General features: G+C 62.9%; 17 protein-coding genes. 3 read left to right on the top strand and 14 right to left on the bottom strand.

Features of this window, described 5'->3' with window-relative positions:
- Positions 1 to 7 precede the first annotated feature (7 nt).
- The 13 genes from AC04SF_RS14055 to AC04SF_RS13995 all read right to left on the bottom strand — a co-directional run bounded on the left by AC04SF_RS14055 (position 8) and on the right by AC04SF_RS13995 (position 14,785).
- Positions 8 to 3,556 (bottom strand): glycoside hydrolase family 99-like domain-containing protein, encoded by a 3,549-nt coding sequence (locus AC04SF_RS14055; protein WP_488478282.1) that lies wholly within the window; start codon positions 3,554 to 3,556, stop codon positions 8 to 10.
- On the bottom strand, positions 3,549 to 4,877 hold the full coding sequence (locus AC04SF_RS14050; protein WP_488478281.1) for a rhamnan synthesis F family protein: 1,329 nt from the start codon (positions 4,875 to 4,877) through the stop codon (positions 3,549 to 3,551). The genes AC04SF_RS14055 and AC04SF_RS14050 overlap by 8 nt, the downstream gene beginning before the upstream one ends.
- Entirely contained in the window at positions 4,867 to 5,742 is an 876-nt protein-coding gene (locus AC04SF_RS14045; protein ID WP_096452348.1) for a glycosyltransferase family 2 protein, read from the bottom strand. Before AC04SF_RS14045 ends, AC04SF_RS14050 begins: the two co-directional genes overlap by 11 nt.
- Before the next feature lie 203 nt (positions 5,743 to 5,945).
- Complete coding sequence (speD, locus tag AC04SF_RS14040; RefSeq protein ID WP_488478280.1) at positions 5,946 to 6,326, bottom strand: adenosylmethionine decarboxylase; 381 nt, start codon at positions 6,324 to 6,326, stop codon at positions 5,946 to 5,948.
- Positions 6,326 to 7,450 carry a hypothetical protein gene (locus tag AC04SF_RS14035; RefSeq protein ID WP_488478279.1) on the bottom strand — a complete coding sequence of 375 codons (1,125 nt, stop codon included), beginning with the start codon at positions 7,448 to 7,450 and terminating at the stop codon, positions 6,326 to 6,328. Before AC04SF_RS14035 ends, speD begins: the two co-directional genes overlap by 1 nt.
- On the bottom strand, positions 7,450 to 9,102 hold the full coding sequence (locus AC04SF_RS14030; protein ID WP_488478278.1) for an FAD-dependent oxidoreductase: 1,653 nt from the start codon (positions 9,100 to 9,102) through the stop codon (positions 7,450 to 7,452). Before AC04SF_RS14030 ends, AC04SF_RS14035 begins: the two co-directional genes overlap by 1 nt.
- Before the next feature lie 27 nt (positions 9,103 to 9,129).
- Positions 9,130 to 10,641 (bottom strand): polyamine aminopropyltransferase, encoded by a 1,512-nt coding sequence (locus AC04SF_RS14025; RefSeq protein ID WP_488478277.1) that lies wholly within the window; start codon positions 10,639 to 10,641, stop codon positions 9,130 to 9,132.
- 37 nt (positions 10,642 to 10,678) lie between these two features.
- Positions 10,679 to 10,906, bottom strand: coding sequence for a DUF350 domain-containing protein (locus tag AC04SF_RS14020; RefSeq protein WP_488478276.1), 228 nt, complete (start codon positions 10,904 to 10,906; stop codon positions 10,679 to 10,681).
- A gap of 10 nt (positions 10,907 to 10,916) precedes the next feature.
- On the bottom strand, positions 10,917 to 11,054 hold the full coding sequence (locus AC04SF_RS14015; protein ID WP_202351983.1) for a hypothetical protein: 138 nt from the start codon (positions 11,052 to 11,054) through the stop codon (positions 10,917 to 10,919).
- A gap of 16 nt (positions 11,055 to 11,070) precedes the next feature.
- Positions 11,071 to 12,366, bottom strand: coding sequence for a DUF4178 domain-containing protein (locus AC04SF_RS14010; RefSeq protein ID WP_488478275.1), 1,296 nt, complete (start codon positions 12,364 to 12,366; stop codon positions 11,071 to 11,073).
- Entirely contained in the window at positions 12,366 to 13,040 is a 675-nt protein-coding gene (locus AC04SF_RS14005; protein ID WP_488478274.1) for a DUF4178 domain-containing protein, read from the bottom strand. Before AC04SF_RS14005 ends, AC04SF_RS14010 begins: the two co-directional genes overlap by 1 nt.
- 77 nt (positions 13,041 to 13,117) lie before the next feature.
- Positions 13,118 to 14,131, bottom strand: a complete 1,014-nt coding sequence (locus AC04SF_RS14000) for an SPFH domain-containing protein (protein ID WP_488478273.1) — start codon at positions 14,129 to 14,131, stop codon at positions 13,118 to 13,120.
- Between the two features lie 261 nt (positions 14,132 to 14,392).
- Positions 14,393 to 14,785 carry a lysozyme inhibitor LprI family protein gene (locus AC04SF_RS13995; RefSeq protein ID WP_488478272.1) on the bottom strand — a complete coding sequence of 131 codons (393 nt, stop codon included), beginning with the start codon at positions 14,783 to 14,785 and terminating at the stop codon, positions 14,393 to 14,395.
- 296 nt (positions 14,786 to 15,081) lie between these two features.
- Between AC04SF_RS13995 and AC04SF_RS13990 the strand changes: the two genes are divergently transcribed.
- From AC04SF_RS13990 to AC04SF_RS13980, 3 genes are all read left to right on the top strand, one after another.
- On the top strand, positions 15,082 to 17,025 hold the full coding sequence (locus AC04SF_RS13990; RefSeq protein WP_488478271.1) for a putative bifunctional diguanylate cyclase/phosphodiesterase: 1,944 nt from the start codon (positions 15,082 to 15,084) through the stop codon (positions 17,023 to 17,025).
- A 544-nt stretch (positions 17,026 to 17,569) separates the two neighbouring features.
- A complete protein-coding gene (locus AC04SF_RS13985; protein ID WP_202353631.1) occupies positions 17,570 to 18,676 on the top strand; it encodes an efflux RND transporter periplasmic adaptor subunit in 1,107 nt (368 codons plus the stop codon).
- Positions 18,673 to 21,876: an efflux RND transporter permease subunit gene (locus AC04SF_RS13980; protein WP_488478270.1), complete on the top strand. Its 3,204-nt coding sequence runs from the start codon at positions 18,673 to 18,675 to the stop codon at positions 21,874 to 21,876. The genes AC04SF_RS13985 and AC04SF_RS13980 overlap by 4 nt, the downstream gene beginning before the upstream one ends.
- Before the next feature lie 187 nt (positions 21,877 to 22,063).
- Here the strand turns inward: AC04SF_RS13980 and AC04SF_RS13975 are convergent, their stop codons facing one another.
- The gene (locus AC04SF_RS13975) at positions 22,064 to 23,044 is read right to left on the bottom strand and encodes a 2-dehydropantoate 2-reductase (RefSeq protein ID WP_488478269.1); all 981 of its coding nucleotides are present in this window, start codon (positions 23,042 to 23,044) and stop codon (positions 22,064 to 22,066) included.

Here is a 23,044-nt window from a genome sequence, read left to right as displayed (position 1 = left end):
CGCCAGCTCACACCGCCGGGGAACGGGTCTCCGGCGGCCTCGCAGGGAATTCGCCCAATTTGCTGAGCGAGTACAGGCTCTCCATCTCTTCGGCCGGGCGGCCGGGAAAGAGCTGGTCCCAGAGCTGTACGATATGTTCGGCCATTCTCAGCTTGATCGCCGAATCCGTTGCATATGTATCCAACACATGCTGATGGATCATCTGCCGTGTGCGCAGCAGCGCCTCTGAATGGGAGGTCGTGATGACTCTGGTCACGCTGTCCTCGTGCCGGCGGTGATGATTGAGCAATGCGGCCTCATAGGCGACGGAGCCGTTACGGATAGCCTCGAGGATAAAGTACCAGTCGCCGCCGGCCGGCAGCGACAAGACGCGCTCGACGAAATCCGGCGTGATGTCGAATTTCCGGAAGACCGCCGCACTCATGTTGATGACCGTGTTCTTGACGCCCAGCCCTTCGTTAACCTCCTGTTCGGCCGAAACCTGATAGCTGCGCTTCCATTTGAAACTGGAGAGATCGGCGAGGTACGGGCTGGACAGATAGTCGCCGACGGCCTCGCTTCGATCATTGATGATCTTCGAGGCGCAAAAGGCAAACTTCACGCTTGGGTCGCGAAACAAGGGCACGAGGGTTTCGAGGAAACCCGGGTCGGATATGTCGTCGGCTTCGGCGATCCAGATCAAATCGGCCCTTGCGAGCTCTATGCCCTTGAACCATTGGGGATAGGGCGCCCCGGAATTGCTTTCATTGACGATGACGCGGGTGCCATGGACGCCGGCGTAATAATCCAGGATCGATTGGCTATCGTCTGTCGAGGCGTCATCCAGGATGATGAGCTCGAAATCCTGGAAGGACTGCCCCAGGATACTGTCCATACGCTCGTGCAGAAAGCGGGCATAATTGTAGTTCGGCACGATGATCGAGACCGCGGGCGGCTTGCCTGCGACCTTCCGCATGGTCGACAGCAGCCGCGGAAAGACCCGATCGGTGGAAAAATGCCGCCGTGCCTTGGCGCTCGCTTGCCTGCCGAGCTTCGCCCGCAACGGTTGGTCCCGGATCAGTTTCAGCGTGGCATCGGCCATAGCGACGGGATCAGCCCATTCGACGACGATGCCGGCATCGTCTTCGACGAAAGCCGGTGCCCCGCCGCTCCCTGCGAAGCAGATCACCGGCAACTCGGCGAATGCCGCCTCCAGCATGACACGGCCGAACGGCTCTTCGCGGGATGTCAGAAGAAATAGATCGGCACCGCGCAGATGACCGCGCACATCCTCGACATCGCCCAGAAATGTGACCTTTTCGTTCAATCCGTCCGCCCGCAACCTGGCGAGTTGCTGCGACCACGTACCAAGAGCCTCATCCCGTTCCTGCTCCGGAAACGAGCCGAGCCAGTAGAAATGATAGTCTTCGACCCCGCGGGCTCGAAGAAGTCGGGCCACCTCGATAAAAAGGTCGGCGCCCTTGCGGAAGGGCATTCCGAGGCCGGATCCTAGGATAATAGTCTTGTCCGTCGGCCAGCCGGCCGGCCGGTGACGTTCAGGGCGCTGGATTTCCGTCCGACCGTGATCGGCGGGTTGCGGAACCGCGCTTGGAATGACGTCTATGGCGTTCGCTTCCACATTGTGGTCGGTCACCAGATAGTCCCGGACACTTGGGGAACACGCTATGAATCTCTGCGTGTGGGAAACGACATCCCCCATGTCGTCCTTGGCGTATCGGGCGACGCTCGTTGCCAATTCCCTGGCATGCGTCAGGATAGGACTGCCCAGTTCACCAAGCAGCGCGTGCACGCGGCCGGTGGCCAGACTGTTGCAATAGATGAGGTCCGGCCTGCCGCCGAACCAGGCGGTTATGTGTGCCAGCCTTGCGGCGGTGGGCCCGGTCCTCGAAACCAGATCATCCAGAAGGACGGTATCGGCGATGCGTCGAAACTCTTCGAGCCGTTCACCGCCCGCCAGGCACAGCACCTTGATCTCCAGGTCTGTGTGCGCCTGGAGCCATTTGACGATGTCGAGCAACGACGCCTGCGCGCCACCGAGAACCGCATCATGCGACACGAACAAGACGCTCCAGGACGGGTCCCTGGGCAGTTTGCCGGCCGCTGCCGGAGCCGACAGGACGTGCCGCGTCTCCTGCAGATAGGCATAGCCGTAGCGGGCATCGGGCTCGAGATAGGCTCCCTCCGCCCACTCGTTCCAGGCATTGACGAAGATCAGCCGGCTGTCGAAATCGGCAAAACGATTGCATGTATCGACGACCGCGTTGGTGAGCCATTCTTTGTAGCGGGACGGCGATGCGTTCACCAGAATGTAGGCTGCCTCCATTCTCCGTGCGGTGTTGTCCCAGGAGGGGCAAAGTCCGCGAAACAGCGTGTATGGAACCCGCGGGTAGGCGCGGCTGCGATTGAGGAGCTCTGCCCAGTCGTAGATCTTTCCCCTGAAGTCGCTCTTGAGCGTTGGGATGCTGTCGTTGACCTCGGGGAATCGTCCAAGATTCGGTGGAAACTCGACGGCCGCGTCGAATCCGAATTCGGCGGGATCGCTCGTGTCGAACGACTGCGGATAGGCAAGAAAAATCTCACCGATGCCGGCTTCCCGGCAATAAGCTCTCCAGCGCTGCGCCGTTTCCGTCGCTGACGGAAACAATCCGGGCCGGTAAATCATGAGGAGTGGCTTGCCGCCGACACGGATGTAGCGCCGGTCACGGAAATAGCCGGATACATGTTCGATGAAGGCCAGGTCGTCCTCAGGCGAGTGCGATTGCGCGATCAGCACCTCCTGGTCGCGCCCATCCCAACGGCGGCTCCAAGGCTCGTTTGCCCAATTGATACAGAAGCCCATCTCGTGCGCATCGTTTTCGACAAACTGGGCGATCGGCATCTCAAGGACGCGCTTGCCGTTGAACCAGTAGAAGTGGAAACAGAACCCCGAAACGCCATATTGCATGGCGATCTCGATCTGCTCCTTCTGGATGTCCTTCACCCGCAGGTCATAAAAGCCGAGGTCTCCCGGCAGCCGGGGCTGATAATGACCATCGAACTGTGGCACCGCACGTGTCACATTTGCCCACTCCGTGAAGCCCTTGCCCCAAAAAGCATCATTTTCGGGGATCGGGTGGAACTGCGGCAGATAGAATGCAATCAGGCGCGCCTTCAAAACGGCCGGCCGCTCCTCGCTGGATCGCGGCACATAGGTGGCGGGTCTCTCGATGCCGCCGGCATTTGTGCCTGGAGCACGTCGGGTGCTGCGCCCTTCAATCTTGCCGAAACGAATGTAGTGATCCAACGGATTCATCGACGCGACAGCCACGTCGGGATATTTCGCCAGGTAGTATTCGTTGTCGAAGTTCGGACTTGGATTCCGGGACTCGGCGACACCGTGCCTGATGTAGTGCAGGATCGGGTCTTTCCCGCTCCTGACTACATCCGGATTTTGAACCAGATACCACGACACATCGAACAGCCCGCTGGCTCGAATTCGTTGCCGGAGCCGAAATCTCTTCCATCGCCTTCTGCTGGTCAACGATCCTACGAAGATCAAAAATTCGGATCTATCCAATCGGGTCTGCCTCGCGGGAATCCGGCGTCGTGTCATCATCCCAGGCAACGCCGGAGATCTCTGTGCAGATCATTCCAAGCACACGCTCGAGGGCATGTTGCAATGTGCCGTCCTGTTGGCTTGCCTCTTCGGGGAAGACTGCCAAAGGCAGATCAAGCCGCATGAGGGGCTCCAGCGCGCTGCGGCGAACCCAGAACATCGTCCCGGCAAAGAAGTCGAGACGAGAACTGGAGGGTTTACCCATTGTCTCCAGCAAATTGAGGACCATCGCCCTGTTCTCGCCCCACGCAGCCTTCTCCCCCTTCCATTCATTGGGCAACCGAAAGCGTCTGGATCCAATCATCTGGGTGTCGGGCGAACGCTCGAACTCGGCGATGATGCGGTCAACCACGTCACGGGATCCGATCAGGTCGAAGGCACTCGCCTGGCGCCAGATCTCACCGAGGACCATACGCGGCCCGCTCGGCCCAGACTTCTTGCCATGCAGCTTGCAGATGAGATCGAAGGGATCGAGCCTACCTTCGCGGAACAGTTGGATGAACGGACCGACGTCGCGACCGCGATTGTCATAGACAACGATCTCGGCATCCTGAAATTTCGCCTGAACGCGTTCCGCGAGTGCCGCGTCAGGCCGGGTCAGCGTGAGGACGAGGTGGAACGGACGATTGATCGCTTCCAGCAGCGCCTCGAATTCGGGCCAGAGATCTGCGTAGTGCAGGTGAAGCGCGACGACGATCTTCGGCTCGGCGGTGGGCCGGCGTTCGGGAGCCTCGGCTGGTGGACCGTCGAAGTGCCGCGACAGGGACTTCTGCAGATTGTCGCTCGCGGGGCCAAAGCCCCAACCGTGAAGGCTCCCGAGAGCGCGAGCCAATTCGCGCCCTTCCGTTCCTGCAATGTGCAAGAGGGGCTGCAAGACGACACCTCGGCCAAGCGGGAGTTGAAATCGCTTGTGACGATGGCGTCGAGTCAACAGCGCGCCAATATCCCTGATTCTTAACGGTCGAACGCTCGCCGCAAGAATGTCACTTCTTTCAAATTGCAACACCAGACCGCCTTCGGTGCTTTCAAGAAGGTATGGAGTCCGTTGGATAGCCGGCACAAAGACGACCTTGTCCGGATGTCGTGCGAGCCGAACATTGAGCCGAAGAAACGGCATGCGCCTGTCCGTTGGCGAAAGCTCCACGATATAGCGCCCCGGCGCGTGGATGTGGATTTCGCTCCAGGCACTGCTTCGGTCGACGCCGCATGCCTCGCCTTTTCGCGGCTCGCGGGGCAGGAAATCAGGCAGGGCAACTCGCGTGTCGGCAGCGTCAGGCGACATAGCCGCCGTTCCGATTCGCGCGCGATCGGTCAAGGATGCTGTCAAATATACCTATCAGTCGGCCCAAGGAATTGATCAGTCTGTTTCGATTAAGCGTCAGGCAATAGAAGCCTATTTTCGTCGAATAGCGGAGTATGTCCACGGATGGGCTATAGGCGATGCCGTACTTTTTGCGCAAGTGGATCTCCGATCGCATCTTCGACCGATACCGGAAGATTCGCGACCGGGTTGATTGCGCAACCGAAGTGCCAATGTCGTGGACGGCATGCGCGCCACTGACAAGGATCATCGGCTCGTCACGCTGCAGCAGACGGTGTGAGAGGTCGTCATCTTCGAAATACAGAAAGATATCCTCATCAAACCCGCCCGTATCCAGGAAGAGCGTCCGTTTGATCATGAACACGCCGCCATTGACGAAGCGGACGCAACAATCTCCCCAGACCTGCCGGATGCGTGTGGGCAGCGACACACCGGAAAGGCGATCGATTTCGCTCTGCTCGCGAAACCACAACCGCCCATCCACCGTGTTGGTGCGCGGCACGAAGACGCCGCAATTTGGGTAGCGTTCAGCCGCCTGCATAAGCGCATCGACGGCGTCTGTCTCAAGTCGCACGTCGGGGTTGATGAACAGCAGATATTCCCCCGATGCCGCCGCCGCCCCAATGTTGCAGGCGTGCCCAAAGCCGAGATTTACAGCATTATCAATACGATGAACGGCAAAGCCGGATAGCGCGGCGGAAAGATCGTCGGTGCTTGCATTATCGACGCATACGATCTCCACCCCTGCGGGCAGGCGAGCAAGCGCACCACGCACGGTATGCGCGCTGTTATGCGTTACAGTAATAGCGGTTATCGACGTATTCATTGCCTAAGCCATCCTGATATCTCAGTTGGCTTCCCCGTGGAAGGCTAGCGGTCCATACGCAATCTAAGCGGTGCCACTCAGACGGTCGAGTCCATACTGTTGACTAATATAGGGGCAAACGGACACGGCGGCACAATAAGCCACTGATCGGCTCCAAACCGACCGGACGCGGTTGAGCGTTCCGCGCAGGCGGGGGACCGACCTCATCCCCGCTGGTGCTCCGTCACCCGCGTGCTGCCCGGCGAAAACCACGCCTCCAGCACGGGCAAGGCTCCTCGAGGGTCGCAGCGGCCGCACATGAAGAGGTCGAGGGCTGCGTAGCCGGTCTCGGGCCAGGTGTGGATGCTGATGTGCGATTCGGCGAGCAAGGCGACGCCGGTAATGCCGCCGCTCTCGCCGAAATTGTGCAGCATGACGCTCAGCACCGTGGCGCCGCAGGCCGCCGCCGCCTCGCGCAGCACGCGCTCGATCCCCTCGGCATCCCGCAGCCCGCGGCACTCCCAGAAATCGACGAGCAGATGCAGGCCGGGGGCAAAGGGCTGGGCCTGCTCGGTTTGGGCCTGATCGGTCACGCGGGTATCCATCAGGACCGCCCCGTCTCTTGCGCGAACAGCACCCGCTTCCAATTGGTGTCCTTGGTCTGCATGCGCCAGATGAAGGCATCGAGGATGTAGTGAGTGGCCTGGGGCAAGGCGAGCAGCGGCGCCAGCCAGATCAATGCGTCGGAAGAGCTGAGCGACGGCAGGGTCCCGAAGGCGCCGAAGAGGCTGCCATGCTCGCGCCAGACGAAGCCATCCCACAACCCCTCCTCCAGATAGGCGAGGCCGAAGAGGGCGGCCATGTAGACAGGCACGGCCCGCCAGGTGAACAGATGGGCGATCCATGGCGCCAGGAAGGAACTGCGCCCGCCCTGCAGCCGCGCCTGGTTGCGGCCATAGCCCCAGATCAGCGCGATATAGGGGATGCCGTGGGCGATGATGTTGGTGCCCGTGAAGACGAGGTCGTTGTCAAACAGCACGATGCCGATGAACCAGGACGTCGCGGTGCCGACGAGCAGCAGATTGCGCGGCAGGTTGAAGCCGATGCCGCGGCGAAGCAGGGCGAACTCCTTGACGATGTAGGCGGCCAGGATGGCGCCATAGAAGAGGCCGGCGATGGTGGCGAGCAGCGGCAGGTCGAGGCGGATGAAATCGCCTTCGACGAACCACGAGAATTGCCGCTGGTGGCAATGCCAGTAGATCAGCGGATAGAGCGTGGCGCCGTAGATCGCCGCCTTGTCGATGCGGCGGAAAAGCGACGGCAAGCCGCGCTCCCGGCGGGCATAGATCATCATGAACCCGTATTGCTGGCGCACGAAGTGGAACACGGCGGCATAGGCAAGCACGCGCCAGAACACCAGGCTGCCGCACCAATAGAGCAGGCAGCCGCCCAGCCAGGCCAGCAGCGGCGTCAAGCCATAGAGCCAAGGGCGCGCGCGAAGCTCGGCGCGGTCGAGATAGGTGCGGAACAGGGTCGAATAGACATGCGCCACGTCGACCCCGACCACGAGCACCAGCCAGACCAAGGGCGACATATCGCTTGCCACGCCGCCGAACTGGGACCAGGCCAGGGCGGCCAGCGTCACCGCCAGCGCCGGCGCCAGGATGAAGCCGAGGTCGAAGCGGGCGGAGAATATCCAGGGTTGGGTCTTGAGGAGGGAATGCGCCATCACAGCACCGTCTCGAAGGGATGGCTGAGATAGGCCATGGCATTCTCGGCCGCACGCACCCCATGCGTATAGGCCTCCTCGAAGATGGAGACGCCGCTCATGTCCGAATGGGCGGTGAAGACAGGCGGTTTCTGCGCGAGACTGGCGCGCCGCTGCGCGCCCCAGATGAAGCCCGGCACCGGCCGGATCATCGCATGGCCCCAAACCCAGACATCGACCCGCCGGACATGGCCTTCGAGCTCGGGGTGGACTGCGAGAAGCTCCTTGAGGAAGATGTCTTGCCAGGTTTGCAGGGGCCGCGCCAGGGCCTCCCCGCGGGCCTCCTCGGGCGGCAGGTGACTGAGCGGCCAGTAATAGGTCAGCACCGTCTTGGTGGGGCGCATCTGCGTGATCTGGTGGGTGGCCACGACATAGCCGAGCAGGGGGCTGTCGAAGACGACATTGTCCCAACTCAGGCCGGCGCCCGTGCCGCCCGGCAGGCTGTCGAGCGTGATGTTGGCCACCGCCCAGGGCGCATAGGAAAAGCCGGCGGCAAGGGCCGCATCCTTGATCAGCCGCGCCGTGACGAAATGCGGCGTCGCCAGCACCACGGCCTTCGCCTCGACGCGGAAGGTCTTGTCCTGCGCCGCGTCCCAGACATCGACCGCCACGCCCGTGCCTCCTGTTTCGACGGCAAAGGCCAGCGCCCTTGGCCGCACGCGCGGGCCGAGAACCGCGGCGAGGCGGCGCGCGAGATAGCCGTTGCCTTCGGGCCAGGTGACCAGCCCCTGCTCGTCGACATCGGCCGCCCTGCCGTTTCGGGAGGCGAAATAGTGGATGCCGGCCCAGGCCGAGACATCCCTCGACCGCGTGCCGTAGTCGTCGCGGCAGCAATAGTCGACATACCAGGCGAGCCCCGGCGAGCGATAGTTTTCGCGCTCCATCCACGCCGTCATGGCGATGGCGTCGAGTGCCATCAGGTCGGCGTCCTGCGAACTGAGGTCGAGCGGAATGGCAAAGGCGCGCTTGCCATCGCTGCCGACGCGCCGGCGAAAGTGGCGCATCGTGGCGAAGAAGCGGCTGGTCTCTGTCTCCTCTTGCGCGGTGAGGCCTATCGCCGGCACCAGGCCATCCTGCCAGCGCCCGTAGCGGTAGAGGCGTTCGGAAGGGTCGGCGCACAGCGCATATTCGTCGTAGACCGGCGCGCCGGTGGGGCCGTAGCCGGTGATGATGCCGAAATCCTCGAACAGTGCCCGCACCGCCTTGGCTTCCTGGGTCAGCAACGGCACGTAATGGGCGCCCCAGGGAAAGGCTGAGACGTCGTTCTTCCCGCTGGCGGCATTGCCGCCGGGAGCGGCTTCGAGATCGAGCAGCAGGAAATCATCATAACCGGCTCTGGCGAGACGATAGCCGGCGCCCAGGCCCGCGATGCCGCCGCCGACGATGACGACATCGGTCCGCAGGATCTGGCCCGGCGCGGCAAAGGTGCCGCCTCGCAGCCTGTGGCCGATGGCGGAGGAGGCGCCGACGAGTTCACCGGGCACCGCACCGCCCTCAACGCCGCTGGACAGCATACTTCCGGCCAGCAGCTCTCTGCCGGCCAACCCTGAACCGGCGAGGCCGAGCGAGGCGGCTCCAAGCGCCAGGAACTGCTTGCGGGTGATCCGGCTCATGGCGAGGCCACCCCCGCGCTCCGGCTTTCAATAGATGAGGTAATCGCCCCACTCCTCGTCGAAATAGCGCACCAGCGGCTGGTCATCGAGCCGCTGGATGGCGGTGGCGACGTGCGCCATGTCGGGCGGAAACTGGAACATCGCCTTCATGGTCGGCAGGTCGAGGAAGCGCAGCCCCTCGGGCAGGTGCTCCGGCACCCGATAGGGCGAGAAGGAGCCGATGATGAAGCCCCATTCGCCGAAGGACGGCACGAAGAGATGATAGGCGGCGGTCTGGTAACCGGCCGCGGCAAGCGTGTTGTCGACGCACCAGAAGGATTTGCGCGCGATGAGCGGCGAGGTGCTCTGGATGACCACGATGCCGGCATCGTTCAGCGCCGATTTCAGCTGGCGGTAGAAGGTCAGCGAGTACAGCTTGCCGATCGAGAAATTGGAAGGGTCGGGCAGATCGATGATCACCGCATCGAAGCGCTGATCGGCCGGCTTCCGTTCCCGCAGCCAGAGAAAGGCGTCGGCATTGATCAGTGTCAATTTGGGCGAGGACAGGGCGCCGCCATTCAGCGCCGTCATTAACTCGTTGCTGGAGAACAGGCGCGTCATGGCGGGGTCAAGATCGACCATGGTCACGGCCTCGACTGCCGGATATTTCAACACCTCCCGCAGCGCCAGGCCGTCGCCGCCGCCGATGATCAGCACCTTGCGTGGCGCCTTCAGCGCGCTCATCGCCGGATGCACCAGCGCCTCATGGTAGCGATATTCGTCCAGCGACGAGAATTGCAGGTTCGAATTGAGGAAGAGGCGGATGTCGCGCTGCTGGCGGGTGACCACAATGCGCTGGTACGGCGTGGATTGGGCGAAGATCACCGTGCCCGGATAGATGCTCGCCTCCGAGATCGACTGGATGCGTTCCGACCAGACGAAGCCGGCGATGAGCAGCGCCAGCACGGTGAAGGCCGCGGTCTTGTGCGCCCCTCGCCTGGGTATGATAGCGGCCTTGATGGCATAGAGCATCCAGATCGCCACCATGGTGTTGAGGATGCCGAACAGGAAGGCCGAGCGGATCAGGCCGAGATGCGGCACCAGCACCAGCGGGAAGAGCAGCGAGGCGAAGAGCGCGCCGATATAGTCGAAGGTAAAGACCTTGGAGACCAGGTCCTTGAAGGCGAGCCGCCCCTCCAGGATGCGCAGCAGCAGGGGAATTTCGACGCCGACCAGGATCCCGATCACGCCGACCAGGACATAGAGCCAGAGGCGAAAGGAGGCGACCTGGTCGAACAGGATGAACAGCGCCGCAGCCGAGGAACCGCCTATCGCTCCGATCAAGAGCTCGATGCGGACGAAATAGGCGAGCAGGTTTCGGTCGATATAGCGCGAGAGCCAAGACCCAACGCCCATGGCGAAGAGATAGGCGCCAATGATGGTGGAGAACTGCGTGACGGAATCGCCGAGCAGGTAGCTCGCCAGCGTGCCGGCGATCAATTCGTAGACCAGCCCGCAGGTCGCGATGACGAAGGCCGAAAAGAGCAGCAGGATTTCCACGAAAGCGCCTTACGCCAACTCGCCCAGGGATCGCCCGTCAGCCATGAATCGCAGAGGCGATGATGAGGGCAATGCCGATCGCCACCGACCCCAGGAAAATCGCCAGCGCCATGTTCTGCTTCTCGCAGATTTCTTTCCAGACGTGCACCTTCGGTGTCAGCAGGTCAAGCAGCACGAAGGCGATGACGAAGACGACGAGGCCCAGGCTCGAATAGACCAAAGAGGCAACGACGAGTTTCAAATCGATCAGGCCGGTCATATCCATTGAAAGCCCCCTATTTGTGATATTCGTTGACGCCGCGGTTGGCGGCCTGCTTGCCGTTGAACATCGCGGTCACGGCATAGCCGTTGAAGTTGGCCGCCGACATGCCGAGCACGACCAGCATGGCATAGATCATCTGCAGCTTGCTCATCTCTTCCTCTCTCACATCAATCGGCAACGCCGCCCTTTTCCCAGCGCGACTTCTCGAACATCGACCGCTTGACGAGGCCGAACGCCGGCACGACCAGTAGCAGCACCATGGCGATCAGGTAGTTCGACCAGACCGGCACGCCGTGCCGGACTGATATGACGACACGCTGCGCCGGTGACGGCGCCCTGGAGAACACGCCGGCATCGGGCTCGACCAGCAATTGATAGGTGCCCGGCGGAACCGGCGGCAGCAGCGAAGTCGTGTCATAGCCGCCCTCCTCCCAGCTGCCGTCGGAATCTTGTCCGCTGTAATGCTCCAGTGCCTGGAACACCGGATAGCCCTGGTTGGTGTCGGTGTTGACCAGCGCCATGTTGAGCTCAAGCCAGTCGTTGCTGAGGTACGAGGTGGTCTCGATCTCGACATTACCCCCCTTTTCCAATCGGAACGGCCTGGAGGACAGGGTCTTGCCCTTGTCGGCGGCGCTCAGATCGTAGGTTTGGAAACTGACGATCGCGTTTTCCGACATTGCCAGCGAGACGACTTGCAGCAGCGTGGCACCAACCACCGCCGCCATGATGACGTTGAAGGAAGCCTTGTAGGGATTGACCTGACTGACGCCCGCCGAGAAGGACGAGGGCACGCGCAGCGGCAGCTTGAAGGCGGCCGCGACGAGGCTTGCGTCGAGATATTCGCCCTCGGAGACGATGATCTCCTCGTCGTTTTTCTCCACCATCAGCCTGTAGGGCGGCGCGATATAGTCGGTTACGGCGGTGACGTCCGAGGTCGATGCCCGCCAGAAGAATTCGCCGGCAACGTAGGTTGTGCGGGCAAAGCCCTTGCCGAAGAACTGGTAGCTGCGCCCATTCGCATCGATCCAGCCCTGGTCGCCCGCGCCGGGGACGTCGCGGTTCAGCATCTTCACCAGGGTCCAGTGGTCGTATTCCTCGGCGAGGAATCGATAGCCGTGATAGGGGTTGAACAGCAGGTATTCGGTCCACCGGAAGTCGCCGGGCCCATCGCTGCGCCGCATATAGCCGACGACTTCCCATTCTATATCCCCAAGCCGGGCACGCGCGCCGATCGGGATCTCGGCGTCCTGCATCGCCGATTGCGCCGTCTCGATGATGTCCAGATTTTCGTCGGCGACATCGATCACGGACGAACACTGGCTGCAGGTGGCTGATATCGACTGGCCGGCCGCGCGGAGCGTGACCGATCCGCCGCAATTCGGGCAGGCGAAGGTGCGCGGCTTGCCCGGCGCGCGCGGCGGCGGCGCCGGCGCGGCGGACGGCAGGATCGAAGGCTCGCCCATCACCACCCCTCCAGTGGTCGCAGATTGGTGAAGCGAAAGTCATCCCATTCCACATAACGGCCGACATAGGCATGGGCCTCGCGGCCATCATGATCGAGCGTCGCGAACTCGCCCTTCCTGCCGATGCAGTCGATCGCGACCGTCCGGCGGCCCTTGGGCGCGGCGAAGGGCAGTTCGCCCTCCGATCCCAGGCAGGTCGCCAGCTTGATGTCGACCGCGCGCAGCGTGACGCCGCCGAGCTCGACCACAAAGCCGGGTCTTGCCTCGGCGGCCTTGCCGCTTGTCAGCAGCGCCCGACAGTGGGCGAGGGTCGCCTTGACGTCGCGGGGCAGGGCGCCGTCCAGTTCGAAGCTGATGGAGAAGGACCCTTGCGCCTCACCGATCCAGCCGCGCCGGCCGTCCGCCATCAGAAGGTGCCATTCGTTCCACAGCCCGTCGCGCCAGCCGATCTTCAGCCGCCCGATCAGCGTGAAGGACTGCTCCTCGAAATAGCCGCCGCTGCCCAGCTGCAACGGGCTCATGTCGTCCGGCAGGGCGGCCATCACGCCGATCGACTTCACGTCGACATCCGTGCGCACCACCATGGACTGGCAATAGGCGCAAACGGCATAGACCGACTGCGCCGATTGGAAAGTGACGTCCGCGCCGCAGGACGGACAGGCGAACTTGCGCATGAAAACCCTGAGTTGGCGGTTGGCTGCGCCGGCCCCCCGGCACCGCAAGGTTTGGAAAGCTGGGCTCGCTTCGGAGCCTATTTGATTCGCGACAGGAGTTCGGCCTTCTTGGCGTCGAATTCCTGCTGCGTCAGGATTCCCTTGGCGAGCAGGCCGCCGAGCTTTTCGAGCAGCTGGATCGGATCTTCGGCCGGTTGGGACGGCGCCGCCTGGGCCGGCGCTGCCGGAGCGGCGGCGTGGCCGAAACCCTGCGCCATGGTCTGGCCGATCGCCAGCCCTGCCCCGAGACCGGCTCCCGCCCCCGCCAAGCCGCCCGGATTCTCGGCGGCGATCGGGATCGATTCCGCGGTCTGGAACTGGACGTAGCGATTGAGATCGCCCAGCATGTTCATCGAGCTCACGTTGTCGAGGACGCGTTGCAGCTCGTCGGGCAGCGACAGGCTCTGCACGTAGAAGCTCTTGACGTCGATGCCGTAGGCTCGCAGCGCCGGACCGATCGCCTCCGCCAGCTTCTGCGAGAATGCTTCCTGATTGGCCGCCATGTCGATGAAGGCGACGCTGCTCTGGCCAAGCGTGGTGGCGATGGCCATGAGGATGACACCGCGCAGCTGCCCTTCGATCATCTCGGAGGTGGAGCGCTCGGTCGTGCCGACCAGGCGCGACCAGAACATCTCGACATCGCCGATGGCATAGGAATAGTTGCCGAAGGCGCGCAGGCGGATCGGGCCATATTCCTTGTCGCGGACTGTCAGCGGCTGTGTGGTGCCCCATTTGCGGTCGATCTGGTCCTTGGTGTCGAAGAAATACACGTCCGACTTGAAGGGGGACTCGAAGAACTTGTCCCAGTTCTTCAGATAGGTCAGCACAGGCAGCGTCTGGGTATTGAGCGTGTAGGTGCCTGGCCCGAAGACGTCGGCGATCTTGCCTTCATTGAAGAAGGCCGCCTTCTGCGTCTCGCGCACCACGAGCTGGGCGCCGTTCTGAATTTCCATGCCAGACATTGGGAAACGAGAGGCCAGCACGCCCGGATCGTCGGCAGTCCACTGGATGACGTCGATAAATTGTTTGGAAATAAAGTCCAGAATGCCCATGCCCGTTTGCTCCATTTCAACGGATCGAAACCCTGAGACAACCTCATCCAGCCCAGCACGGCTGGCAAACGGGGAAGACTAACTCAGGATCTCGAAGTGCCGCGACATCGGCCCTTTAGTAACCGGTCGCCCGGGTCGAACACAACCACTTTGTGAGATCGGCCCGTCCCGTGTCTGTTCAAGTCAAGCGGCCGATTTGGAGGCTTGAGGCGCAAACGCGAGGAGCAATCCACGATTGCGCCGATGATCCCGGTTGAGTGACTACGGATTCTGCTGGACACGCTTTTCGAGTTCGGCGGTGCGTGCGTTCAAATCGTCCAGTTCAAACCCTTGAGATGAAAGGAAGGCCGCCGATCCGTTGTCGGGATCGGCGGCAAGACGGTGCGTTTCCCGCAGATGATGTTTCAGCCAGGCGCGCTGCTCGCGCTGCAGCCGGGTGCGTTCGGCGCCATGCTCGCGATGCATCAGGGTGTTGTAAGCCGCGTTCAACCTGGCATCGAACTTGTCAATCTCGGCCTTCCCGCAATCCAGCATTTCCGAGGTGGCGCCGCCGGACCGGTCGATGCACGCTTTCATTTCGGCATCGCTCTGCGCCATCGCGGGATGAGCCGCTGTCATGGCTGAAATTCCGAGAAGGCAGGCATATCGGAGCATGGAAGGTTCCTCGATGAATGCGAATTAGGACATGTCGGTTTCGCCACGCCTTCTCGGATTGGGAGTGAGGGCGGGCCTACGATATGTTGGGCAGGGCGTGAGCGCGTCAAGGCTCAGGCCGGCCGCGCTCCAGCGAGTGCAAGAACCGGGCGGCACCGGCCGGCAATCGAGCGATTGCACTGTAAGGTGCTGAAATCCTTAACGCGATTTTCACCCGACTAGCCTAGCTACTTGCCCCTATGACGCACTCCATGCAGCCTGTTCAAGGGTCCGCCCCTCAGGGGCAGGGCGAATCCGTGGACGCTGGGATTCTCCGGGATCAGTTCGCCGATCTGCGGGCTTGTGTCTTCATTTCGATGCCTATCGGCACGGTGCTTTCGGCCCTGATCCTGGCCGTGCAGCTGCTTGTGGGCGGCGGGTTTGCGGCGGTGCTGTGGTTTGCGGCGGTCGCCACGATAAATGGCGCACGCATAGCGCTCGCTCTCTCCCAATCGGGCACAGAAGGCAACTGGCTGAAGCCGATCGGCGCGCGGCTTTCTTCCTATGGCATGCTGGCCCTGGCGTCGGGCGTCGCCTGGTCTTTCCTGGCGGTGCTGACCGACGGCTACACCACCCCCCAGGCGCCGATCTACCTGATCGTTCTGGCAGGCGCGACGGCCGGTTCCGTCACCTACGGCACATCATACGCCCCGGCCTCGATCAACTTCATGACGCTGCCGCTTTTGATCGCCATCGGCTGCCTCTTGGCGAAAGGCGGTATCGAAAATTACATCCTGGCTTTCACGGTCCTGCTGTTTCTCGTAGGCATGATCAGAAGCGCACTTCTTGGACAGGCCCGCTTCCGCGAAACAAGCCGCCTCAAATACGAGGCGAAAGACTTCGCCACCCAGATGGAGCGAAACTCCAGGCGGGACCCGCTAACGAATTTGCTCAACAGGTACGGGCTCGAGCAGGCCATCCGCGAGCTCGGACTTGCCGACGGTCCGTTCGTGGCCATGCTGATCGACCTGGACGGCTTCAAATCCGTCAACGACACCTATGGTCACAATATCGGTGACAGCCTGCTGGTCAGGGTTGCGCGCAGAATAGAGGACCATGCGCCGCCAGGGGCGACCATTTCGCGCATCGGCGGCGACGAGTTCGTGCTGCTCTTTCCCGCCGGCAAATCCGTGCTTTCGACCGACCAACTGGCCTCCTCGATCATCGCGGCAATCGCAAATCCGGATCCGGCGTTGAATTCGGTGCGCGTCGGCGCTTCGATCGGCATCTATGTGTCGGACAGACCGCAATTGACGCAGATGCTGCTGCGTGCGGACTTCGCGCTTTACGCGGCCAAGCGCAGTGGCAGGAATGAATACCGCCTCTTCGATGCCGGGCTCGACCGCGGGCTCGAACGCAAGCACTGCATCGAGCGCGATCTCCGCGGGGCGATCGAAACCGGCACGCTTTGCTCATGGTTCCAGCCTCTGGTGCGGCTGGACACCAATGCCGTCGTCGGCTTCGAGGCTCTGCTGCGCTGGCGACATCCGGTTCATGGCGCCATCTCCCCGCCCGAAATCGTCACCGCGGCGCGTGAAACCGGGCTGCTTTCCCTGCTGACGGAAACGGTGTTTCTCAACTGTTGCGCCATGATCGAAGAGCTGATGAAAAACGGCCGTCAGCATGTCCGAGTCGCGATGAACCTGTCGCCGCGCGAGCTCGAGGCGGGCAATGTCGATGAAATGATCCTCGACAGCCTCAAGACGAAGAATGTCCCGGTGGCGATGCTCGAGATCGAGATCACCGAAGAAGCGCCCGTCGATCGCGACCGGATTGACGAAAAGCTGGAGCGCCTGGCGGATGCCGGCATATCCATTGTGCTGGATGATTTTGGCACCGGCTTTTCGACGCTGGTTTCGCTGAAGGACAGCCGGATCCGCAAGATCAAGATCGATAAGGACTTCGTTCGCGATCTCGCCAGCTCCGTGGAAGACCAGGCCCTGGTCAAGGCCGTCATCGATCTCGGACGAACGCTGGGAATAGAGGTGGTCGCCGAGGGCGTCGAAACCGACGCGGACCGCATGATCCTGCGGTCGCTCGACTGCATGATCGCGCAAGGCTTTCTCTTCTCGCCAGCCCTTCCTATGCAGGACGCACTGGCCTTCGACGCAGCCCGCGTCAACAGCCCCGCCGCCGCCAAGGCCTTGTTCGATCCGGCGACGGGCTTGCTGCGCAAATCTCAGACCGGCAACGCCGCTTAGCGAAGGCGGCGCCGGCCGGCTGCGGTCGACGTCTCCATCCAGGCACAGATTCTCAACCTGTTGAAGGACCGGCAGCAGGCGACATGCTGTTCATCGGCCACGATCTGCCGGTGGTAGGCCGCGACCGCATCGCCGTCATGAGGCAAGGCGAAATCTGCGCCGATGTGCAGACGTCTTGAGGTGGGCCGGAAGAAGCGGACGGTCCGGTTCTGGGACGAACCAGCCAGAAAAGGTGCCATTCCGCCGGCGCCCCACCTTGGCCGCTAAATCGCGACTGCTCTAGCCAAGTGGCGAGGCAGCCACAGGGTGGACATTTCAGCCCACATGGAAAATGATCATGTTGCCATGCACAACACTGCAGTGCTCTGATCTCGACGAAAAGCCTGAGCGTAAAAGCGGATCAACCGACCTCCGGGTCCAGCGAGCGGGGACGCAAATGGACACCCCAGAGAATAGGCAATTGCATCGCGACGCGGGCGGTCGACCCCGTCGATCGGCCGGCTGGCTTGCCCGCGCCGCCGTGTCGGGGGCATTCCTGCTCGGCATGGCTTTCAGCAGCACTGCGTTTGCGCAGGACCAGCAGCTGCCCGTGGTGACGGCGGCCAAGCCGGTGGTCCGTGAAATCGTCGAAGACGACGAGTTCGTCGGGCGCTTCGAAGCGGTCGACCAGGTCGCCATCCGTTCGCGCGTCAGCGGCTATTTGGACAAGGTCAGCTTCCAGGACGGCGCACTGGTCAACAAGGGCGACCTGCTCTTCACCATCGACCAGCGTCCGTACCAGGCGGCTTTTGATGCCGCCAAATCGCAAGTGGACGTTGCCAAGAGTCTGCTCGAATTCTCCAAGATGCAGCTGGATCGCGCCGACGAACTCGCCAAGACCGGCAATATCTCAACCGCCACGGTCGACGACCGCCGGCGGGAATACCTTTCGGCGCAGGCGCAGATGCAGGGCGCGACGGCTGCGCTGACGGCAGCGAGCCTCAATCTGGAATTCACCGAGATCAAGGCACCCTTGTCCGGCCGCATCGACCGCCGGCTGGTGTCGGTCGGCAACCTCGTGCAGCCGGATTCCACCTTGCTGACGACCATCGTTACGCGCGACCCGATCGACTTCTATTTCGACGTCGATGAGCGCCTGTATTTCAGCTACGCCCGCGACGCGAAGGCGCGTGGGGGCACCATGCAGGAAGGCGCCGGCGGGCTCGATGTGGAGGTTCGTGTCGCCGACCGCGCGGAGGCGGTATTCAAGGGCAAGCTCGATTTTGCCGAGAACCGGATCGACAACGCGACCGGCACCATGCGGGTGCGTGCGAGGTTTCCCAACGCCGACGGCATTCTCCAGCCAGGCATGTTCGGGCGCATCAACGTGCCGGGGTCGCTGCCGCATAGCGGCGTGCTGGTGCCCGACGAGGCGATCGGCGCCGATCAGGATCGCCGCATCGTGTTCCTGGTGGATGAGGCGGGGATGGTGTCGGCGAAGCCCGTGCGCACCGGCCCGCTTCTCGACGGCTACCGGGTGATCCGCTCGGGCCTGACCGGCGGCGAGACGATCATCGTCAACGGGCTGATGCACGCCAGGCCCGGCACCAAGGTGAAGGTCGAGATGGTGGCGTTGCCGCCCAAGGTCGAGACCGCCGGGTTGCAGCAATGAGGTTCGCACATTTCTTCGTCGACCGCCCAATCTTCGCATCGGTCGTTTCGATCGTCCTGCTGATCCTTGGCGGGATTGCCTATACCCAGCTGCCGGTCGCGCAATATCCCGAGATTGCGCCGCCGACCATCGTCGTTCGCGCGCAGTATCCGGGCGCCGACGCCGAGACGGTCGCAGCGACGGTGGCGACGCCGATCGAGCAGGAGATCAACGGCGTCGAGGGTATGCTCTACATGTCGTCCTATTCGTCGGGCGACGGGGCGATGGCGCTGACCATCAGCTTCAAGCTGGGCACCGATCTCGACAAGGCGCAGGTGCTGGTGCAGAACCGCGTGTCGGTCGCCGAGCCGCGCCTGCCGGAAGAAGTCCGCCGCCTGGGCATCACCACGACCAAGAGCTCGCCCGACCTGATGATGGTCGTGCACATGCTGTCGCTCGACAATACCTACGACCAGCTCTACGTCTCGAACTACGCCCGCTCGCGGGTGCGCGACATACTGCTCAGACTTGACGGCGTCGGCGACCTCATCATCTTCGGCGAGCGCGAATATTCGCTGCGCATCTGGCTCGATCCGGAAAAACTGTCCGCTCTGGGGATGACCTCGGGCGATGTGGTGCAGGCGCTGCGCGACCAGAACGTCCAGGTGTCGGGCGGCTCGATCGGCGCGCCGCCGACCAATACTGGCACGGCGTTCCAGTACACGGTCACCACGCAAGGCCGCTTCAACGACGCACGCGACTTCCGATACGTGATCGTCAAATCGACTGACGACGGCCGCCTGATCTCGCTGCAGGACGTGGCGCGCATCGAGCTCGGCGCCAAGGATTACGTCACCAACTCCTATCTCAACGGCAAACCGGCAGTGGCGCTCGCCATCTTCCAGCGGCCGGGCACCAATGCGCTCGCCGCAGCCGCGGAGATCCAGGACAAGATGAAGGAGCTTTCCCGCGACTTCCCGAAGGGGTTGAGCTACGACATCGTCTACAATCCGACCGAGTTCGTCGCCGAGTCGATCCAGGAGGTCTACAAGACGATCCTCGAGGCGATGTTGCTGGTCATCATCGTCATCATCGTCTTCCTGCAATCGTGGCGCATGGCGATCGTGCCGATCGTGGCGATCCCCGTGTCGCTGATTGGCACGCTGGCGGTGCTGTACGCCGCCGGCTTCTCGCTCAACATGCTGACGCTGTTCGGCCTCGTTCTGGCGATCGGCATCGTCGTCGACGATGCGATCGTCGTGGTCGAGAACGTCGAGCGCAATATCGCTAGTGGGCTGGCGCCCAATCCGGCGTCGCACCTGACTATGAACGAAGTCGGAACGGCCATCATCGCGATCTCGCTGGTGCTGATAGCCGTGTTCGTACCGACAGCCTTCATCCCCGGCATTTCTGGGCAGTTCTATCTTCAGTTTGCGATCACCATCGCGGTGTCGACGGCGATCTCGGCATTCAATTCGCTGACGCTTTCGCCGGCGCTAGCCGCACTGCTGTTCAAGCCGCACCACTCCGCGGCGGCGGCGCCGCGCTTTTTCCTGGCGCGGTTCGGACGGGCGCTCGCCGACGGCTTCAATCGCGGCTTCGACAGGGTCGCGCATTGGTATTCGAGCATCATCCGCGTGCTGGTCGGCTCGCGGATAGCGATCACCGCCATGCTGGCCGTTTTCGCAGCCCTCATCTACGCCACGGTCTACATGGTGCAGACGGTGCCGCGCGGTTTCATTCCGTCGCTCGACCAGGGATATGCGATCGTCGTCGTCCAGTTGCCGGACGGCGCCTCGCTGTCGAGGACCGATGCGGTCATCCAGCAGGCGTCGCAGATCATCCAGAAAACGCCTGGCGTCGACTACGCAGTCGCCTTCGCCGGCTTCTCCGGCGCGACCTTCACCAACGCCAGCAACGCCGGCGTGATCTTCGCCAGGTTCAAGCCGTTTGACGAGCGGCTGAAGGCCGGCCAGTCGGCAACCAAGGTCATCGGCAATCTGTTCGGCAGCCTGCAAAGCATCAAGGAAGCCTTCATTATCGCACTGCCGCCGCCGCCGGTCCGTGGCGTCGGCAATGCCGGCGGTTTCAAACTGCAGATCCAGGAGCGCAACAGCGCCGACATGCGGCAGATCCTGGCGCTTGCCTATGAAATCGCCGGCAAGGCCAACAAGACGCCGGGGCTGACGGGCGTGTTCACCACGTTCTCCGCGTCGAGCCCGCAATTCTTCCTGGCGATCGATCGCGACAAGGCGCGCATCCTAAACGTGCCGATCCCCAACATCTTCGAGACGCTGTCGATCAATTTGGGCACCGCCTACGTCAACGACTTCAATGCTTTCGGGCGCGTCTACCAGGTGCGGGCGCAGGCCGACCAGGCGTTCCGCCTCGATCGCGCCGACATCTTGAAGCTGAAGGTGCGCTCGGCGACCGGCGCGCTGGTTCCGCTCGGCACGTTGATCGAGATCCGCGACGTCACTGGCCCGGCGCTGGTCCAGCGCTACAACATGTACGTCTCGGTGCCGCTGCAGGGCAACGCCGCGCCCGGCGTTTCCACGGGTGATGCGCTGGCGAAGATGGAAGCGATCACGTCACAGACGCTGCCGGCCGGTACCTCCTATGAATGGACCGAGCTCGCCTACCAGGAGCGCAACACCGGCAATGCCGCTGTCTATATCTTCGGACTATCGGTGCTGTTCGTGTTCCTGGCGCTGGCGGCACAATATGAAAGCTGGGTGCTGCCGTTCGCCATTGTGCTGGTGGTACCGCTCGGCGTGCTCGCGGCGTTGCTCGGCGTGTCTTTCCGAGGGCTGGACAACAACATCCTCGTGCAGATCGGCCTCATCGTCCTGATCGGGCTTGCCGCCAAGAACGCGATCCTGATCGTCGAATTCGCGCGACAGGCGCAGGAACGCGGCCTGTCGGCCGCCGAGGCTGCCGTCGAAGCCTGCCGGCTGAGGCTGCGGCCGATCCTGATGACCGCCTTCGCGTTCATCCTCGGCGTCGTGCCGCTGATGATCGCAACCGGCCCGGGCGCAGAAATGCGCCAGTCGCTCGGCACCGCGGTGTTCTCAGGCATGCTCGGCGTCACCTTCGTCGGCCTGTTCCTAACGCCGGTGTTCTACGTCACGCTGAGGTCGCTGTTTTCGCGGCGCAAGCCCCGTGCCGAGGCCGAGCCTTCGGGGCCGGCAGAAGCGCCATCCGAGACGGCCGCCGAGTAGGGTTGCGGATTCGCCACGTCGGGCGCGGCCGGGCGGCGAGGCCAATACGATCTTCTATCTGGTCGACAAGGCGGGGCTTGAGGGCGGCTGAACGCGTCGTTCCAGGGATTGTTTCGAGGAGTTCGAGCACTGCCTGCCGGTCAATGATCTTGTGCAGGCAGCCCCCCACATGGCTCAGTCTGTCCCCTCACCCATAACACCCGCGCTCCACCGCCAGCCGCCTTACCAGCGCCAGCACGGCATCGATCGTTGGCGTCGGCTTGTCCGTTAGCCGGCCAAGTTCCTGCACGGCGCTCACCAGCGCGTCGATCTCCATAGGCCGGCCGCGCTCCAGATCCTGCAGCATCGAGGTCTTGTGTTCGCCGACATCGCCGGCGCCCCTGATGCGGCGGTCGACCCCAATGGGAAAACGCACGCCGAGGCTTTCGCCGATCGCTTGCGCCTCCAGCATCATGGTGCGGGCAAGCGTGCGGGTGCCTTCGTCGGCGACGATTCCCGCAAGCGTGCTGCCGGTCAGTGCCGAGATCGGGTTGAAGGAGAGGTTGCCCCACAGTTTCACCCAGATTTCGCTGCGGATGTCCTCGCGTACCGGCGCCTGCAGGCCGGCCTTGACCATTTCCTCGGCCAGTCGCGTCACCCGTTCGCTGCGTTCGCCACGGGGTTCGCCGAGCGAGAAGCGCTTGCCTTCGACATGGCGGATAAGGCCGGGGGCGTCGACCTCGACGGCGGGATAGACGACCGAGCCGATGACGCGCTGCGGCCCGATCCGCTGCCAGATCGCGCCGCCAGGATCGACCGCGTTCAGCCTGGTGCCTTCGAGCGGCCCGCCGACGCCATGGAAATACCACCACGGCACGCCGTTCTGCATGGTGACGACGGATGTGTGATCCCCGAGCAATGGCGCGATCTGGTCCAGCGCCGGGGTCAGCGAATGGGCTTTCAGCGCCAGCACGACGGCGTCCTGCACGCCGAGCTCCTCGGCCTTCGCGGCGGATCTCACCGGCGCCCTCGATTCCTCGCCGTCCTCGATCAGGCGCAGGCCGTTGGCCTGGATCGCTTCCAGATGCGCGCCGCGCGCCACGATCGACAGATCGGTGCGGCCGGCGATCGCCAGCTTGGCGGCGAGATAGCCGCCGATCGCGCCGGCGCCGAAAATCGTGATCTTCAT

It is taken from the genome of Mesorhizobium sp. CNPSo 4671 (genome assembly GCF_057784245.1).
This window is presented reverse-complemented; position numbering and strand designations above follow the sequence as displayed.